This is a genomic window from Streptomyces sp. Je 1-4 4N24 (assembly GCF_026239515.1).
In the GTDB taxonomy this organism is placed as follows: Bacteria; Actinomycetota; Actinomycetes; order Streptomycetales; family Streptomycetaceae; genus Streptomyces; species Streptomyces nigrescens.
Map to the genome: position 1 here is coordinate 7,037,034 of NZ_CP110836.1, position 15,674 is coordinate 7,052,707.

General features: G+C 65.5%; 12 protein-coding genes and 3 rRNA genes. 11 read left to right on the forward strand and 4 right to left on the reverse strand.

Features of this window, described 5'->3' with window-relative positions:
* The first annotated feature begins 25 nt into the window (after positions 1-25).
* Positions 26-271 (forward strand): chaplin, encoded by a 246-nt coding sequence (locus tag SLV14N_RS30700; RefSeq protein ID WP_208685361.1) that lies wholly within the window; start codon positions 26-28, stop codon positions 269-271.
* A gap of 105 nt (positions 272-376) precedes the next feature.
* Here SLV14N_RS30700 and SLV14N_RS30705 read toward each other — a convergent pair whose 3' ends face one another.
* Complete coding sequence (locus SLV14N_RS30705; protein WP_208685363.1) at positions 377-1,183, reverse strand: hypothetical protein; 807 nt, start codon at positions 1,181-1,183, stop codon at positions 377-379.
* A 90-nt stretch (positions 1,184-1,273) separates the two neighbouring features.
* On the opposite strand from SLV14N_RS30705, the gene SLV14N_RS30710 reads away from it, so the two are divergent.
* The 4 genes from SLV14N_RS30710 (at position 1,274) to SLV14N_RS30725 (ending at position 4,519) form a co-directional block, all read left to right on the forward strand.
* A complete protein-coding gene (locus SLV14N_RS30710) occupies positions 1,274-2,086 on the forward strand; it encodes an ABC transporter ATP-binding protein (RefSeq protein WP_018091755.1) in 813 nt (270 codons plus the stop codon).
* A gap of 128 nt (positions 2,087-2,214) precedes the next feature.
* Entirely contained in the window at positions 2,215-2,628 is a 414-nt protein-coding gene (locus tag SLV14N_RS30715) for an NfeD family protein (RefSeq protein ID WP_018091754.1), read from the forward strand.
* A gap of 101 nt (positions 2,629-2,729) precedes the next feature.
* Positions 2,730-3,668 (forward strand): SPFH domain-containing protein, encoded by a 939-nt coding sequence (locus SLV14N_RS30720; protein ID WP_127150198.1) that lies wholly within the window; start codon positions 2,730-2,732, stop codon positions 3,666-3,668.
* 83 nt (positions 3,669-3,751) lie between these two features.
* Positions 3,752-4,519 carry a sulfite exporter TauE/SafE family protein gene (locus tag SLV14N_RS30725; protein WP_208685365.1) on the forward strand — a complete coding sequence of 256 codons (768 nt, stop codon included), beginning with the start codon at positions 3,752-3,754 and terminating at the stop codon, positions 4,517-4,519.
* Between the two features lie 33 nt (positions 4,520-4,552).
* Here SLV14N_RS30725 and SLV14N_RS30730 read toward each other — a convergent pair whose 3' ends face one another.
* From SLV14N_RS30730 to SLV14N_RS30740, 3 genes are all read right to left on the reverse strand, one after another.
* Positions 4,553-5,056 carry an HNH endonuclease gene (locus tag SLV14N_RS30730; protein ID WP_042161512.1) on the reverse strand — a complete coding sequence of 168 codons (504 nt, stop codon included), beginning with the start codon at positions 5,054-5,056 and terminating at the stop codon, positions 4,553-4,555.
* A 391-nt stretch (positions 5,057-5,447) separates the two neighbouring features.
* A complete protein-coding gene (locus SLV14N_RS30735) occupies positions 5,448-5,987 on the reverse strand; it encodes a YbhB/YbcL family Raf kinase inhibitor-like protein (RefSeq protein ID WP_208685367.1) in 540 nt (179 codons plus the stop codon).
* 42 nt (positions 5,988-6,029) lie between these two features.
* On the reverse strand, positions 6,030-6,812 hold the full coding sequence (locus SLV14N_RS30740) for a sporulation protein (RefSeq protein WP_208685369.1): 783 nt from the start codon (positions 6,810-6,812) through the stop codon (positions 6,030-6,032).
* A gap of 168 nt (positions 6,813-6,980) precedes the next feature.
* On the opposite strand from SLV14N_RS30740, the gene SLV14N_RS30745 reads away from it, so the two are divergent.
* The 6 genes from SLV14N_RS30745 to SLV14N_RS30770 all read left to right on the forward strand — a co-directional run bounded on the left by SLV14N_RS30745 (position 6,981) and on the right by SLV14N_RS30770 (position 15,606).
* Positions 6,981-7,631 carry a DNA-3-methyladenine glycosylase gene (locus SLV14N_RS30745; protein WP_263271877.1) on the forward strand — a complete coding sequence of 217 codons (651 nt, stop codon included), beginning with the start codon at positions 6,981-6,983 and terminating at the stop codon, positions 7,629-7,631.
* Between the two features lie 628 nt (positions 7,632-8,259).
* Positions 8,260-9,788: ribosomal RNA gene (locus tag SLV14N_RS30750) — 16S ribosomal RNA — on the forward strand.
* A 301-nt stretch (positions 9,789-10,089) separates the two neighbouring features.
* Positions 10,090-13,212 (forward strand): 23S ribosomal RNA (locus tag SLV14N_RS30755).
* A 116-nt stretch (positions 13,213-13,328) separates the two neighbouring features.
* Positions 13,329-13,445, forward strand: a 5S ribosomal RNA gene (gene rrf, locus SLV14N_RS30760).
* Together the 16S, 23S and 5S rRNA genes form the textbook arrangement of a ribosomal RNA operon.
* Before the next feature lie 239 nt (positions 13,446-13,684).
* Positions 13,685-14,923: a hypothetical protein gene (locus tag SLV14N_RS30765; protein ID WP_263273440.1), complete on the forward strand. Its 1,239-nt coding sequence runs from the start codon at positions 13,685-13,687 to the stop codon at positions 14,921-14,923.
* Complete coding sequence (locus SLV14N_RS30770; protein ID WP_221174766.1) at positions 14,860-15,606, forward strand: tetratricopeptide repeat protein; 747 nt, start codon at positions 14,860-14,862, stop codon at positions 15,604-15,606. Before SLV14N_RS30765 ends, SLV14N_RS30770 begins: the two co-directional genes overlap by 64 nt.
* Positions 15,607-15,674: the final 68 nt, after the last annotated feature.

Consider the following 15,674-nt stretch of genomic DNA (forward strand, 5'->3'; position numbering starts at 1 on the left):
GCCACCACGTGAGGAACACGCCCCCATGAACACCGCCAAGAAGGCCGCTCTCGTCCTCGCCGCCACCGGTCTCGCCCTTGGTGCGGCCGCCGGCTCGGCCTTCGCCACCTCTGGCGCGCAGGCTGACGGCCAGGCCACGAATACCCCCGGCATCGGCTCGGGCAACCTGGCGCAGGTGCCCGTGCACGTCCCCGTGAACGCCACCGGCAACAGCGCCAACGTCATCGGTGTGTTCAACCCCACCTTCGACAACACCAGCTCGAACAACTGAGGTTGTCCGATCTGGGGTGCACCGCTCCGCCTGCCCAGGGCGGTGCGTCCCACTTCGGCGAAGGGCCCCGTCGACCACACAATGGTCCGGCGGGGCCCGTCCCGTTCACCCCCGGTGCCGCTCCCGCTCCTCCACCGCGGAGTTGTACGCCGCCACCTGCGCCCGCCGGGCCGTACGCTCCACCGGCCGCAGCGCCTCGGCACGGGCCGCGATCTCCGACGAGCTCACCGCCGCGCCGTGCTCCCCGCCGGCCTGCTGCGCGATACCGATGAGCGCACCGACGCGCTGCGCCAGCTCCAGCACCCGTACCGCACGCGGCGGATACCCCGGAGCCAGCACCTGCCGCCCGGCCTCCGCCCGCGCCCGGTACGCCGCCAGCGCCGCCTGCGCCACCGGACCGGCCCCGGCCACATCCAGCCGCGAGAGCAGCCCGGTCGCCTCCTGCAGCGCCTCCGCCAGCTCCCGCTCCGCCTCGCCCAGCGACGGCACATCGGCCGGCGGCGCCTCCCGCACCGGCAGACAGCGCCAGACCACCTCCACATGCACATCGGGCCCGGTGCCGCCCTCCGGACCGGCCTCGTACGTCTCCGGAACGAGTCCGAGCCCGGACCCCGAGGCGAGCACCGCCTCCTCGGCCTCCAGCGCCCGCGCATTGAATTCCGGCGGTCCGCACAGCCCCAGCGGATGACCGGGCACCGGCAGCGCCACCCGCAGGCCGACCGCCCCCAGCGCCCGCAGCCGCCCCAGCGCGAGCGTCAGCCCGACCGGCGCCGCCTCCCCGGGCAGGCCCTCCACGCGGTGCACCGCATCGTCGTCCGCGATCCGATGCGCGGCTTCATCAGGTGAGACAAGTCCGGCCAAAAGGGCATTTCCCCATGCCGCCAGCCGTCCTGAACGAGGTTCATCGAGCATGGTCCCCAGCCTAGGGAAGAGCACTGACAACGAGTGGCGTAGGTTTGCAGGGGGGCTGCGCCTACAGGTGTACGCGACGACCGAGAAGCAATGGGAGACAACGCGCTCATGAGCGATGTGCTGGAGCTGGTGGACGTATCCGTGGTCCGCGAAGGACGGGCTCTGGTGGACCAGGTCTCCTGGTCGGTGAAGGAGGGGGAGCGCTGGGTGATTCTCGGCCCCAACGGCGCGGGCAAGACCACCCTGCTGAACCTCGCCTCCAGCTACCTCTTCCCGAGCTCCGGCAGCGCCTCGATCCTCGGCGAGCAGCTCGGCAAGGTCGACGTCTTCGATCTGCGCCCGCGCATCGGCGTCGCCGGCATCGCACTCGCCGACAAGCTGCCGCGCAGCCAGACCGTGCTGCAGACCGTCCTCACCGCCGCGTACGGCATGACGGCCAGCTGGCAGGAGAACTACGACGAGATCGACGAGCAGCGCGCCCGTGCCTTCCTCGACCGTCTGGGCATGACCGCCTACCTCGACCGGAAGTTCGGCACCCTCTCCGAGGGCGAGCGCAAGCGCACCCTGATCGCCCGCGCGATGATGACCGACCCCGAGCTGCTCCTGCTGGACGAGCCGGCCGCCGGTCTCGACCTCGGCGGCCGCGAGGACCTGGTGCGCCGCCTCGGCCGCCTCGCCCGCGACCCGTACGCCCCCTCCATGATCATGGTCACCCACCATGTCGAGGAGATCGCCCCGGGCTTCACCCACGTCCTGATGATCCGTCAGGGCAAGGTGCTGGCCGCCGGCCCGCTCGACCTCGAGCTGACCTCCAGCAACCTCTCCCACTGCTTCGGCCTCCCGCTGATCGTCGAGCGCAACGGCAACGACCGCTGGACCGCGCAGGGCCTGCCCCTGACCTGAGGACCCGCCCGTCGCCCGACTGCCGCCCCTCCAAGGGCGGCTGACGCGGCGACCGCTCCGCTTCACTGACCGATCGTGCCCTGTCCCGGACCGCCGCGCCGATCTACCATGAAGCCGTGGATCCATGGGTGTGGTGGCTGATCGCCGCCGTAGGACTGGGCATTCCGCTCGTCGTGACCGCGATGCCCGAATTCGGCATGCTCGCGGTCGGCGCCGTCGCCGGTGCCGTCACCGCAGGCGTCGGTGGCGGCACCGTCCTGCAATTCATCGTGTTCGCCGCCGTATCGGTCGCGCTGATCGCGGTCGTACGCCCCATCGCCAACCGCCATCGCGGCCAGAGCCCCCAACTCGCGTCCGGAGTCGATGCGCTGAAGGGCCGGAGCGCCACGGTCCTGGAGCGGGTCGACGGCGGGGGCGGCGGCCGTATCAAACTCGCCGGCGAGGTCTGGTCCGCCCGTGCCCTCGACGGCAGCCAGGTCTATGAGCCCGGCCAGCAGGTCGACGTCGTCGAGATCGAAGGCGCCACCGCTGTCGTCATCTGACCCGAACACGCTGCGCGACGAGCCACGATTCTGAAACACTGATCAACGGCAAGCCGGTCGCCGGCCGGCACGGACCAGCAACGAAGGGCACGGGAGCCGCTGTGGAACCGATCATCATCGTCCTGATCATCCTGGTGGTGCTCGTGTTCATCGCACTCATCAAAACGATCCAGGTCATCCCACAGGCCAGCGCCGCCATCGTCGAACGCTTCGGCCGCTACACCCGCACACTCAACGCCGGCCTGAACATCGTCGTCCCGTTCATCGACTCCATCCGCAACCGCATCGACCTCCGCGAGCAGGTCGTGCCGTTCCCGCCGCAGCCGGTGATCACCCAGGACAACCTGGTCGTGAACATCGACACCGTCATCTACTACCAGGTGACCGACGCCCGCGCCGCGACGTACGAGGTCGCCAGTTACATCCAGGCCATCGAGCAGCTCACCGTCACCACGCTGCGGAACATCATCGGCGGCATGGACCTCGAACGGACCCTGACCTCCCGCGAGGAGATCAACGCGGCGCTGCGCGGCGTCCTCGACGAGGCCACCGGCAAGTGGGGCATCCGCGTCAACCGTGTCGAGCTGAAGGCCATCGAGCCGCCGACCTCCATCCAGGACTCGATGGAGAAGCAGATGCGCGCCGACCGTGACAAGCGCGCCGCCATCCTCCAGGCCGAAGGTGTCCGGCAGTCCCAGATCCTCACCGCCGAGGGTGAGAAGCAGTCCTCGATCCTGCGCGCCGAGGGTGAGGCCAAGGCCGCGGCCCTGCGCGCCGAGGGCGAGGCCCAGGCGATCCGGGTGGTCTTCGAGTCGATCCACGCCGGAGACCCGGACCAGAAGCTGCTCTCCTACCAGTACCTCCAGATGCTCCCGAAGATCGCCGAAGGCGACGCCAACAAGCTCTGGATCGTGCCGAGTGAGATCGGCGACGCCCTCAAGGGCCTCGGCGGCGCCATCGGCAACTTCAACCCGACGGCCGGCGGTGGCTCCATCCCCAAGCCCAGCTCGCCGAACCGCGAAGCGCCCCCCATCGACTGACCCGTTCGGCCTCGTGCATGATCAGTGGTGGCCCCTCGACCTTCATGGCGGGGAGGCGACCCTGACCATGTGAGGAGACGGCCTTGTCCATCGGGGAAGCAGTCGCAGTCTTCGCTGCCGGGATCGGCGCCGGCACGATCAACACCATCGTCGGATCCGGGACGCTGATCACCTTCCCGGTACTGCTCGCCTTCGGCTTGCCGCCCGTCACGGCCAACGTCTCCAACACCCTTGGCCTGGTGCCCGGTTCGCTCAGTGGCGCCGTCGGCTACCGCCGCGAGCTGGCCGGCCAGCGCGGCCGTCTGCTGCGCTTCGCCGCCTTCGCCCTCATCGGTGGCCTCGGCGGCGCGATCCTGCTGCTGGCGCTGCCCCCGAAGGCCTTCGACACCATCGTCCCGGCATTGATCGCCGTCGCGCTCGTCCTCGTCATCGTGCAGCCCAGGCTCGCCGCGCGGATCCGCGCCCGGCGCGAACGCAACGGCACCACCGCCCACCCCGACGGCGGCCCCGCCCTGCTCCTCGGCCTGATGCTGGCCAGTGTCTACGGCGGCTACTTCGGCGCCGCGCAGGGGGTCATCTACGTCTCCCTGATGGGCGTGCTGCTCAACGAGGACCTCCAGCGGATCAACGCCCTCAAGAACGTCCTCGCGGCCGTCGTCAACGGAGTGGCGGCGGTCTTCTTCCTCTTCGTCGCGGAGTTCGACTGGACCGCCGTCGCCCTGATCGCGCTGGGCTCCACCCTCGGCGGCCAGCTCGGCGCAAAGGTCGGCCGACGGCTGCCGCCCACCGCACTGCGCGCCGTCATCGTCCTCGTCGGCCTGCTGGCCATCGTCCAGCTCCTCCTGAAGTAGAAGGAGCCGGACGAGAATTCCGGCTGCTGCGCGCTATGCCGGCACCGGCAGCCACTCCGGCAGCCCGTCCCGCACCGACACCCCCAGCGTCGACAGCAGCGCATCCGCCGGTGTCGGCTCGAACGGCCGCCGCAGCAGCCGCATCCCCGCCTGCTCGGGCGTACGGTCCGCCTTGCGGTGGTTGTCCTCCGCACACGAGGCGACGGTATTCAGCCAGGTGTCCCCACCGCCGTGCGACCGCGGCACGACATGGTCCACGGTGGTCGCCCGGCGCCCGCAGTACGCGCACCGGTGCTGGTCACGCACCAGCACCCCCCGCCGCGACCATGGCGCCCGTCTTCGGAACGGTACCCGTACGTACCTGCTGAGCCTGATCACCTGCGGCACCGGCACATCCACCGAAGCGGCACGGATCCGCAGCCCCGGGTGAGCGTGCTCGACGACGGCCTTGTCCTGCATGACCAGCACCACCGCACGCCGCAGCGACACCGTCGACAGCGGCTCGAAGCTCGCATTGAGCACCAGCGTCTCGCGCATCCCGTCCACCTCCCGGACCCGCTCCGCCCCCGCGGCGAAGTTGCTCCACTGTGCAGCGGCAGGTATTCCCCGAACAACGCAATTTCCGCATGCCACAAGGAAAATGGCGGACGATCGGCAGATGAAAAGGAGGTGCTCCGGGGGCTCCCCGGACAGCGCGAAAAGCGTGCGCTCCGGGTCCCACCCCCGTGAAACAAGCGGGACCCGGAGCGAACGGCAGCCGGCGAGGACACCCGAGACACATACGGGCTCCGGCAAGCGGCCGGCGACACACCTGCGCCCCGCCGCTCCCGCCACTGCGGTACCAGCTGCCCGACGCCCTGATGAAGGGCGGCGGCACAGCCACCACTGTGCGTGCGGGAAGCGCCGGGGCGCAACGGAATTACGGCGCTCAGCCCGCCGCCGGCACCTCGTACTCGGCGATCAGCTGGGCCCGCCCGAGGGCGTGGAACCGCAGTTTGAAGCCCACCACCGCGGGCGAGGCGTCGGCGTCCGGACCGAGCTTCTCCTGGTCCACCGCGTACACCGTGAACACATAGCGGTGCGGACCGTCCCCGGGCGGCGGCGCCGCACCACCGAACTCCCGGGTCCCGTAGTCGTTACGGACATGAACGGCGCCCTCGGGCAGCCCCTTCATCTCCCCGGACCCGGCACCAGCCGGCAGCTCCGTCACCGACGCCGGAATGTCGAACAGCGACCAGTGCCAGAAGCCACTGCCCGTCGGCGCGTCCGGGTCGTAGCAGGTGACGGCGTAGCTCTTCGTCCCCGTGGGCGCACCCTCCCACCGCAGCTGCGGTGAACGGTTCCCCTCGGCGAAGACCTGCTCCGGCCGCAGCGTCCCGCCCGGCTCCACCTCCTCGCTCAGCACCGTGAACTCCGGCACCGGCGGATGGAAATCGTGCGGGAGCGGCCGCCGCTTCAGCTCGGACACTGCAACACCTCCTGGTCGCTTGCTGACACCTGTCCGGCCAGGTTAGAGCCAGTTCCGCTTACCGCCGACCTCCGCCAGCCACTGGTTGAGGTATGCCGCCCAGTCGGTCCCCTCGAAGTCGTTCAGCCCGACCGTGAACGACCGGTAGGTGTCCGACCCCTCGGTGAACAGCCCCGGCTTCTTGTCCATCTCCAGGACGACGTCCATCTCCCGGTCGTCCGCCACGAAGGACAGCTCGACCTGGTGCAGCCCGCGGTACTGCTGCGGCGCGAAGAACTCGATCTCCTGGTAGAACGGCAGCTTCTGCCGCGTCCCCCGGATGTGGCCCTGCTCCAGGTCAGCGGCCTTGAAACGGAAGCCGAGCCGCCCGAACGCATCCAGAATCGCCTGCTGCGCCGGCAGCGGGTGCACATTCACCGGGTCCAGATCACCGGAGTCCACCGCACGGGCGATCGCCAGCTCCGTCGTCACCCCGACGCTCATCCCCTGCAGATGCGTCCCCAGGAACGTGGTGATCGGCGTCTCCCACGGAATCTCCAGCCCGAACGGCACGGTGTGCGCCGCACCCGGCTGCACCGTGAACTCCCCGCCCAGCTGCACCTTGGTGAACTCGACGTTCCGCTTGTACTCCTCGTCGCCGCTCTCGACCTCGACGCGCGCCTGCAGCCCGACCGACAGCCCCTGGATCTCCTGGGCCACCGACCCGCCCTGGATCCGCACCTCGCCCTGCACGACCCCGCCCGGGACGACGTTCTCCTCGAAGAGCACCGTCTCCACCGACGCGCCCCCGGCCCCCAGGCTCGCCAGCAGCTTCTTGAATCCCATGCTTGTCCTCCCCAGGCGGAACGCCTGTGCTCTGTGTAGCGCGCCGAGATCTCGGCTTGATTCCTACGAACGCGAAACCGCGCAAGGCGGTTCCACGCCACACCTTCCCAACCCCGGCGCATCCATGGCCACCCGCCTGCCCCGACGGCTGCACTACGCTCGATCCGCATGACCGACGTACCGGAACGTATGCCGCTCACCCGTGAATTCTTCGACCGTCCCGTCGTGGACGTGGCGCCCGACCTGCTGGGCCGCACCCTCCTCCGCAACACCCCCGACGGCCCGATCACCCTCCGGATCACCGAGGTCGAGGCGTACGACGGCGAGACCGACCCCGGCTCCCACGCCTACCGCGGCCGCACCGCACGCAACGCCGCCATGTTCGGCCCGCCCGGCCATGCGTACGTCTACTTCATCTATGGAATGTGGTTCAGCCTCAACGTGGTCTGCGGCCCCGAGGGCAAGGCGAGCGGTGTCCTGCTGCGGGCCGGCGAGATCCTCACCGGCGCGCCCCTGGCCGCCGGCCGCCGCCCCAAGGCCCGCAGCGCCAACGAGCTGGCGAAGGGCCCGGCCCGCCTGGCCACCGCCCTCGACATCGACCGCACCCTCGACTCCACCGACCTGTGCACCGGCGGCGACGCCCCCCTTTCCCTGCTCCACGGCGAGCCACCGGCCCCCGAGCGGGTACGCAACGGTCCGCGCACCGGCGTCGGCGGAGACGGCGCGGACCACCCCTGGCGCTACTGGATCGCCGACGACCCCACCGTCAGCCCGTACCGCCGCCACGTCCCCCGACGCCGCACCACCAGCGCTACTTGACTCTGTATCGCGAACCGCCTAACGTAGCCCGAGCCGCTGGAGACGGGCAGCGCTATCTGCGCAGACCGCCAGGCGGCACAACCAACTACTCTGAACGATTCCCTAATGGGTCCTCTTTCGCGTTGCCGAAATTCGACCCCGCCGACCCGATTATGAGTCGCCAGGGAAAGCCGCTAAAGTAGTAACCACGCCGAAAGGGCAGCAGTAAATAGCTGCTCCGAGGCGGACCTCCGACGGAAATCGGAACCGGAATCGAAACGAAACCGGATCTGATAGAGTCGGAAAAGCGAAGAAGCTGAAAGGCGGAAACGCGCCGGCGAAAATCGGGCCCGCAAGGATCTGATAGAGTCGGAAACGCAAGAACGAAGGGAAGCGCCCGGAGATCCTGGTGAAACAGGAACAAAGGAAGCGTCCGTTCCTTGAGAACTCAACAGCGTGCCAAAAGTCAACGCCAGATATGTTGATACCCCGTCTACCGGAAACACTTCCGGCGGATGAGGTTCCTTTGAAAGTCCACCACGGCCCATGCGGTCGGGGTGGCACACACAGCGAGGACGCTGTGAACTGCTGGACTTATTCCGTCCGGTGGTTCCGCTCTCGTGTGTGTTGACCCGATTACGGGTAAACATTCACGGAGAGTTTGATCCTGGCTCAGGACGAACGCTGGCGGCGTGCTTAACACATGCAAGTCGAACGATGAACCTCCTTCGGGAGGGGATTAGTGGCGAACGGGTGAGTAACACGTGGGCAATCTGCCCTTCACTCTGGGACAAGCCCTGGAAACGGGGTCTAATACCGGATACGACTACCGACCGCATGGTCTGGTGGTGGAAAGCTCCGGCGGTGAAGGATGAGCCCGCGGCCTATCAGCTTGTTGGTGGGGTGATGGCCTACCAAGGCGACGACGGGTAGCCGGCCTGAGAGGGCGACCGGCCACACTGGGACTGAGACACGGCCCAGACTCCTACGGGAGGCAGCAGTGGGGAATATTGCACAATGGGCGAAAGCCTGATGCAGCGACGCCGCGTGAGGGATGACGGCCTTCGGGTTGTAAACCTCTTTCAGCAGGGAAGAAGCGAAAGTGACGGTACCTGCAGAAGAAGCGCCGGCTAACTACGTGCCAGCAGCCGCGGTAATACGTAGGGCGCAAGCGTTGTCCGGAATTATTGGGCGTAAAGAGCTCGTAGGCGGCTTGTCACGTCGGATGTGAAAGCCCGGGGCTTAACCCCGGGTCTGCATTCGATACGGGCAGGCTAGAGTTCGGTAGGGGAGATCGGAATTCCTGGTGTAGCGGTGAAATGCGCAGATATCAGGAGGAACACCGGTGGCGAAGGCGGATCTCTGGGCCGATACTGACGCTGAGGAGCGAAAGCGTGGGGAGCGAACAGGATTAGATACCCTGGTAGTCCACGCCGTAAACGTTGGGAACTAGGTGTGGGCGACATTCCACGTCGTCCGTGCCGCAGCTAACGCATTAAGTTCCCCGCCTGGGGAGTACGGCCGCAAGGCTAAAACTCAAAGGAATTGACGGGGGCCCGCACAAGCAGCGGAGCATGTGGCTTAATTCGACGCAACGCGAAGAACCTTACCAAGGCTTGACATACACCGGAAAACCCTGGAGACAGGGTCCCCCTTGTGGTCGGTGTACAGGTGGTGCATGGCTGTCGTCAGCTCGTGTCGTGAGATGTTGGGTTAAGTCCCGCAACGAGCGCAACCCTTGTTCTGTGTTGCCAGCATGCCCTTCGGGGTGATGGGGACTCACAGGAGACTGCCGGGGTCAACTCGGAGGAAGGTGGGGACGACGTCAAGTCATCATGCCCCTTATGTCTTGGGCTGCACACGTGCTACAATGGCCGGTACAATGAGCTGCGATACCGCGAGGTGGAGCGAATCTCAAAAAGCCGGTCTCAGTTCGGATTGGGGTCTGCAACTCGACCCCATGAAGTCGGAGTTGCTAGTAATCGCAGATCAGCATTGCTGCGGTGAATACGTTCCCGGGCCTTGTACACACCGCCCGTCACGTCACGAAAGTCGGTAACACCCGAAGCCGGTGGCCCAACCCCTTGTGGGAGGGAATCGTCGAAGGTGGGACTGGCGATTGGGACGAAGTCGTAACAAGGTAGCCGTACCGGAAGGTGCGGCTGGATCACCTCCTTTCTAAGGAGCATCTAGGCAGCCGCAAGGTTGTCCAGAGCCACTACGTCGGCAAATGTTCGACGGTGGTTAGCTCATGGGTGGAACGTTGACTATTCGGCACGGTCGGTTGGGATCATTAGTACTGCTTCGGCGTGGAACGTGAGTCTTCAACTGGTCGGGCCGGGCGCGCTGTTGAGTATCTGAGGGTACGGACTTGAGTCTGGACCTTCGCGATGCCGGCCCCGGTGAAGCATCTGATTGCAGGTGTGTGACGGGTGGCTGGTCGTTGCTTGAGAACTGCACAGTGGACGCGAGCATCTGTGGCCAAGTTTTTAAGGGCGCACGGTGGATGCCTTGGCACCAGGAACCGATGAAGGACGTGGGAGGCCACGATAGGCCCCGGGGAGCTGTCAACCGAGCTTTGATCCGGGGGTGTCCGAATGGGGAAACCCGGCAGTCGTCATGGGCTGTCACCCGCTGCTGAACACATAGGCAGTGTGGAGGGAACGCGGGGAAGTGAAACATCTCAGTACCCGCAGGAAGAGAAAACAACCGTGATTCCGGGAGTAGTGGCGAGCGAAACCGGATGAGGCCAAACCAGTCACGTGTGATACCCGGCAGGGGTTGCGTGGTTGGGGTTGTGGGATCTCTTTTCTGCAGTCTGCCGGCTGTGGGACGAGTCAGAAACCGTTGGTGTAGGCGAAGGACATGCGAAAGGTCCGGCGTAGAGGGTAAGACCCCCGTAGCTGAAACATCAACGGCTCGTTTAAGAGACACCCAAGTAGCACGGGGCCCGAGAAATCCCGTGTGAATCTGGCGGGACCACCCGTTAAGCCTAAATATTCCCTGGTGACCGATAGCGGATAGTACCGTGAGGGAATGGTGAAAAGTACCGCGGGAGCGGAGTGAAATAGTACCTGAAACCGTGTGCCTACAAGCCGTGGGAGCGTCGCTGTATGTGCTTGCACATGCAGTCGTGACTGCGTGCCTTTTGAAGAATGAGCCTGCGAGTTTGCGGTATGTTGCGAGGTTAACCCGTGTGGGGAAGCCGTAGCGAAAGCGAGTCCGAATAGGGCGTTGAGTAGCGTGCCCAAGACCCGAAGCGGAGTGATCTAGCCATGGGCAGGTTGAAGCGGAGGTAAGACTTCGTGGAGGACCGAACCCACCAGGGTTGAAAACCTGGGGGATGACCTGTGGTTAGGGGTGAAAGGCCAATCAAACTCCGTGATAGCTGGTTCTCCCCGAAATGCATTTAGGTGCAGCGTCGTGTGTTTCTTGCCGGAGGTAGAGCACTGGATAGGCGATGGGCCCTACCGGGTTACTGACCTTAGCCAAACTCCGAATGCCGGTAAGTGAGAGCGCGGCAGTGAGACTGTGGGGGATAAGCTCCATGGTCGAGAGGGAAACAGCCCAGAGCATCGACTAAGGCCCCTAAGCGTGTGCTAAGTGGGAAAGGATGTGGAGTCGCAGAGACAACCAGGAGGTTGGCTTAGAAGCAGCCATCCTTGAAAGAGTGCGTAATAGCTCACTGGTCAAGTGATTCCGCGCCGACAATGTAGCGGGGCTCAAGCACACCGCCGAAGTCGTGTCATTGCAGCATGAGGGCTAACGCCCGCTGTGATGGGTAGGGGAGCGTCGTGTGCCGGGTGAAGCAGCCGTGGAAACGAGTTGTGGACGGTTCACGAGTGAGAATGCAGGCATGAGTAGCGATACACACGTGGGAAACGTGTGCGCCGATTGACTAAGGGTTCCTGGGTCAAGCTGATCTGCCCAGGGTAAGTCGGGACCTAAGGCGAGGCCGACAGGCGTAGTCGATGGACAACCGGTTGATATTCCGGTACCCGCTTTGAAACGCCCAATATCGAATCCATTAATGCTAAGGCCGTGAAGCCGGCCTGGAGTCTTCGGACAAAGGGACGTGGTGGAGCCGCCGATCCAAGGTGGTAGTAGGTAAGCGATGGGGTGACGCAGGAAGGTAGTCCAGCCCGGGCGGTGGTTGTCCCGGGGTAAGGGTGTAGGCCGTGTGGTAGGTAAATCCGTCACACGTTAAGGCTGAGACCTGATGCCGAGCCGATTGTGGTGAAGTGGATGATCCTATGCTGTCGAGAAAAGCCTCTAGCGAGTTTCATGGCGGCCCGTACCCTAAACCGACTCAGGTGGTCAGGTAGAGAATACCGAGGCGTTCGGGTGAACTATGGTTAAGGAACTCGGCAAAATGCCCCCGTAACTTCGGGAGAAGGGGGGCCATTGCTGGTGATCCGATTTACTCGGTGAGCTGGTGGTGGCCGCAGAGACCAGCGAGAAGCGACTGTTTACTAAAAACACAGGTCCGTGCGAAGCCGTAAGGCGATGTATACGGACTGACGCCTGCCCGGTGCTGGAACGTTAAGGGGACCGGTTAGTCAACTTTCGGGTTGGCGAAGCTGAGAACTTAAGCGCCAGTAAACGGCGGTGGTAACTATAACCATCCTAAGGTAGCGAAATTCCTTGTCGGGTAAGTTCCGACCTGCACGAATGGCGTAACGACTTCTCGACTGTCTCAACCATAGGCCCGGTGAAATTGCATTACGAGTAAAGATGCTCGTTTCGCGCAGCAGGACGGAAAGACCCCGGGACCTTTACTATAGCTTGATATTGGTGTTCGGTTCGGCTTGTGTAGGATAGGTGGGAGACTTTGAAGCGGCCACGCCAGTGGTTGTGGAGTCATTGTTGAAATACCACTCTGGTCGTGCTGGATGTCTAACCTGGGTCCGTGATCCGGATCAGGGACAGTGTCTGGTGGGTAGTTTAACTGGGGCGGTTGCCTCCTAAAGAGTAACGGAGGCGCCCAAAGGTTCCCTCAGCCTGGTTGGCAATCAGGTGTTGAGTGTAAGTGCACAAGGGAGCTTGACTGTGAGACTGACGGGTCGAGCAGGTACGAAAGTAGGGACTAGTGATCCGGCGGTGGCTTGTGGAAGCGCCGTCGCTCAACGGATAAAAGGTACCCCGGGGATAACAGGCTGATCTTCCCCAAGAGTCCATATCGACGGGATGGTTTGGCACCTCGATGTCGGCTCGTCGCATCCTGGGGCTGGAGTCGGTCCCAAGGGTTGGGCTGTTCGCCCATTAAAGCGGTACGCGAGCTGGGTTTAGAACGTCGTGAGACAGTTCGGTCCCTATCCGCTGTGCGCGTAGGAGTCTTGAGAAGGGCTGTCCCTAGTACGAGAGGACCGGGACGGACGAACCTCTGGTGTGCCAGTTGTCCTGCCAAGGGCATGGCTGGTTGGCTACGTTCGGAAAGGATAACCGCTGAAAGCATCTAAGCGGGAAGCCTGCTTCGAGATGAGGACTCCCACCCCCTTTGAGGGGTTAAGGCTCCCAGTAGACGACTGGGTTGATAGGCCAGATATGGAAGCCTGGTAACGGGTGGAGTTGACTGGTACTAATAGGCCGAGGGCTTGTCCTCAGTTGCTCGCGTCCACTGTGTGGTTCCCGGGTTGCGAACAGTCGCAATCGCTGGTTGAACCAAGTTTCACTTCAATTAACTGAAGAGTGTGCTTGTTCGCTCGAACCCGATAGGGTTTCGGTGGTCATAGCGTTAGGGAAACGCCCGGTTACATTCCGAACCCGGAAGCTAAGCCTTTCAGCGCCGATGGTACTGCAGGGGGGACCCTGTGGGAGAGTAGGACGCCGCCGAACAATCTTTCAGGACCCTTGGTCCCAGCGTTCACGCTGGGACCAAGGGTCCTTTTTGTTTTTCCGAAGCGCGCCGAACTGGTCGGTGCGTGAGAATGAATGCAGTACTAAGACAGGAGTCACGTCGATGTCCACCAACTCTTCCGACGATCGTTCGGAGCGCCGGCCGCAGCGGCGCGACGACGGTGACCGCGGTGGTTTCCGGCGTGATGACCGCGGGCCGCGCGGTGACAACCGCGGTGGTGACCGCGGAGGTTACCGGCGTGATGACCGGCCGTCCGGTGGCGACCGTGGTGGGTACCGCGGTGGTGACCGGCGGGATGACCGCGGCGGCGATCGTGGCGGTTTCCGTAGGGATGACCGGCCGTCGGGTGGTGACCGCGGTGGGTTCCGTGGTGGTGACCGGCGGGACGACCGTGGTGGTTTCCGGCGTGATGACCGTGGGCCGCGTCGGGATGATGAGCGTGGTGGCGGGTTCCGGCGGGAGGAGCGGGGCGGGGATCGTCCTGGGTTCCGTCGGGATGACCGTCCTTCCCGTCCCTCCGGTGGTGACCGGCGGGATGATCGTGGTGGGTTCCGGCGTGATGACCGGCCGTCCGGTGGTGACCGTGGTGGGTACCGCGGTGGTGACCGGCGGGACGACCGCGGTGGGGACCGGCGGGACGACCGTGGTGGGTTCCGTAGGGACGATCGTCCCTCTGGTGGTGACCGTGGTGGATTCCGTCGTGATGACCGGCCGTCGGGTGGTGACCGCGGTGGGTTCCGTGGTGGCGACCGGCGGGATGACCGCGGTGGTGACCGTGGTGGGTTCCGTAGGGACGACCGTCCGTCCGGTGGTGACCGTGGCGGATACCGCGGTGGCGATCGGCGGGATGATCGTGGTGGGTTCCGTCGTGATGACCGGCCGTCCGGTGGTGACCGTGGTGGGTTCCGCGGTGGCGATCGGCGCGATGACCGCGGTGGCGACCGGCGGGACGACCGTGGTGGTTTCCGGCGTGATGACCGTGGGCCGCGTCGGGATGATGAGCGTGGTGGCGGGTTCCGGCGGGAGGAGCGGGGCGGGGATCGTCCTGGGTTCCGTCGGGATGACCGTCCTTCCCGTCCCTCCGGTGGTGACCGGCGGGATGATCGTGGTGGGTTCCGTCGTGATGACCGGCCGTCCGGTGGTGACCGTGGTGGGTACCGCGGCGGAGACCGGCGGGACGACCGCGGTGGTGACCGGCGGGACGACCGCGGTGGTGACCGGCGGGACGACCGTGGTGGGTTCCGTAGGGATGACCGTGGGCCGCGTCGGGATGACCGGGGTGGGTTCCGGCGGGATGACGAGCGTGGGGGGCGTCGGCCTTACGGGGGTGGCCGGGAGCGTGAGGACCGTCGTGACGAGCGGCGGGACCGGGACCGGGAGCCGATCAAGCGGCTGCCGATTCCGGAGGATGTCACCGGTGACGAGATCGACAAGGACGTGCGTCAGGAGCTGCTGAGCCTGCCGAAGACGCTTGCCGAGGATGTCGCCAAGAACCTGGTGATGGTGGCGAAGCTGCTGGACGAGGACCCTGAGCAGGCGTACGGGTACTCGCGGGTGGCGCTGCGGCTGGCGTCCAGGGTCGCGGCGGTGCGTGAGGCCGCGGGCTTTGCGGCGTACGCGGTCGGCAAGTACAGCGAGGCGCTCGCGGAGTTCCGGGCGGCGCGGCGGATGACCGGCAGTGTGGAGCTGTGGCCCGTCATGGCGGACTGCGAGCGTGGTCTCGGCCGTCCGGAGAAGGCCATGGCCATGGCCGGTGAGCCCGAGGTGCAGAAGCTGGACCGGGCCGGACAGGTCGAGATGCGGCTGGTCGCGGCCGGTGCCCGGCGGGACATGGGCCAGGCGGACGCGGCGGTGGTGACGCTGCAGAGCCCGGAGCTCGCGTCGAGTGCGGTGCACCCGTGGACGGCACGGCTGCGGTATGCGTACGCGGATGCGCTGCTGGCGGTGGGGCGCGAGGACGAGGCGCGTGACTGGTTCGCCAGGGCGCTGGAGGCCGACCAGGGCGGCACGACGGACGCCTCGGACCGGCTCGCGGAGCTGGACGGTGTGGAGTTCACCGACGCGCTGGAAGAGGCCGACGAGCTGGACGGCGCCGAGGACGACGGTGCCCAGGACGAGGCGGATTCCGCGAAGGACTGAGCCGGCCGTCGGTCTGAGCCGATGTGACGCATGAGGAAGGGCGGGACCCCGGGGTGGGGTCCCGCCCT

Excerpts from the sequence above, each read along its gene's own strand:
- SLV14N_RS30710 (WP_018091755.1), top strand. The coding sequence starts at position 1,274 with ATGGGAGACAACGCGCTCATGAGCGATGTGCTGGAGCTGGTGGACGTA.
- SLV14N_RS30740 (WP_208685369.1), bottom strand. The coding sequence starts at position 6,812 with ATGGGATTCAAGAAGCTGCTGGCGAGCCTGGGGGCCGGGGGCGCGTCG.
- SLV14N_RS30700 (WP_208685361.1), top strand. The coding sequence starts at position 26 with ATGAACACCGCCAAGAAGGCCGCTCTCGTCCTCGCCGCCACCGGTCTC.
- SLV14N_RS30730 (WP_042161512.1), bottom strand. The coding sequence starts at position 5,056 with ATGCGCGAGACGCTGGTGCTCAATGCGAGCTTCGAGCCGCTGTCGACG.
- SLV14N_RS30705 (WP_208685363.1), bottom strand. The coding sequence starts at position 1,183 with ATGCTCGATGAACCTCGTTCAGGACGGCTGGCGGCATGGGGAAATGCC.
- SLV14N_RS30745 (WP_263271877.1), top strand. The coding sequence starts at position 6,981 with ATGACCGACGTACCGGAACGTATGCCGCTCACCCGTGAATTCTTCGAC.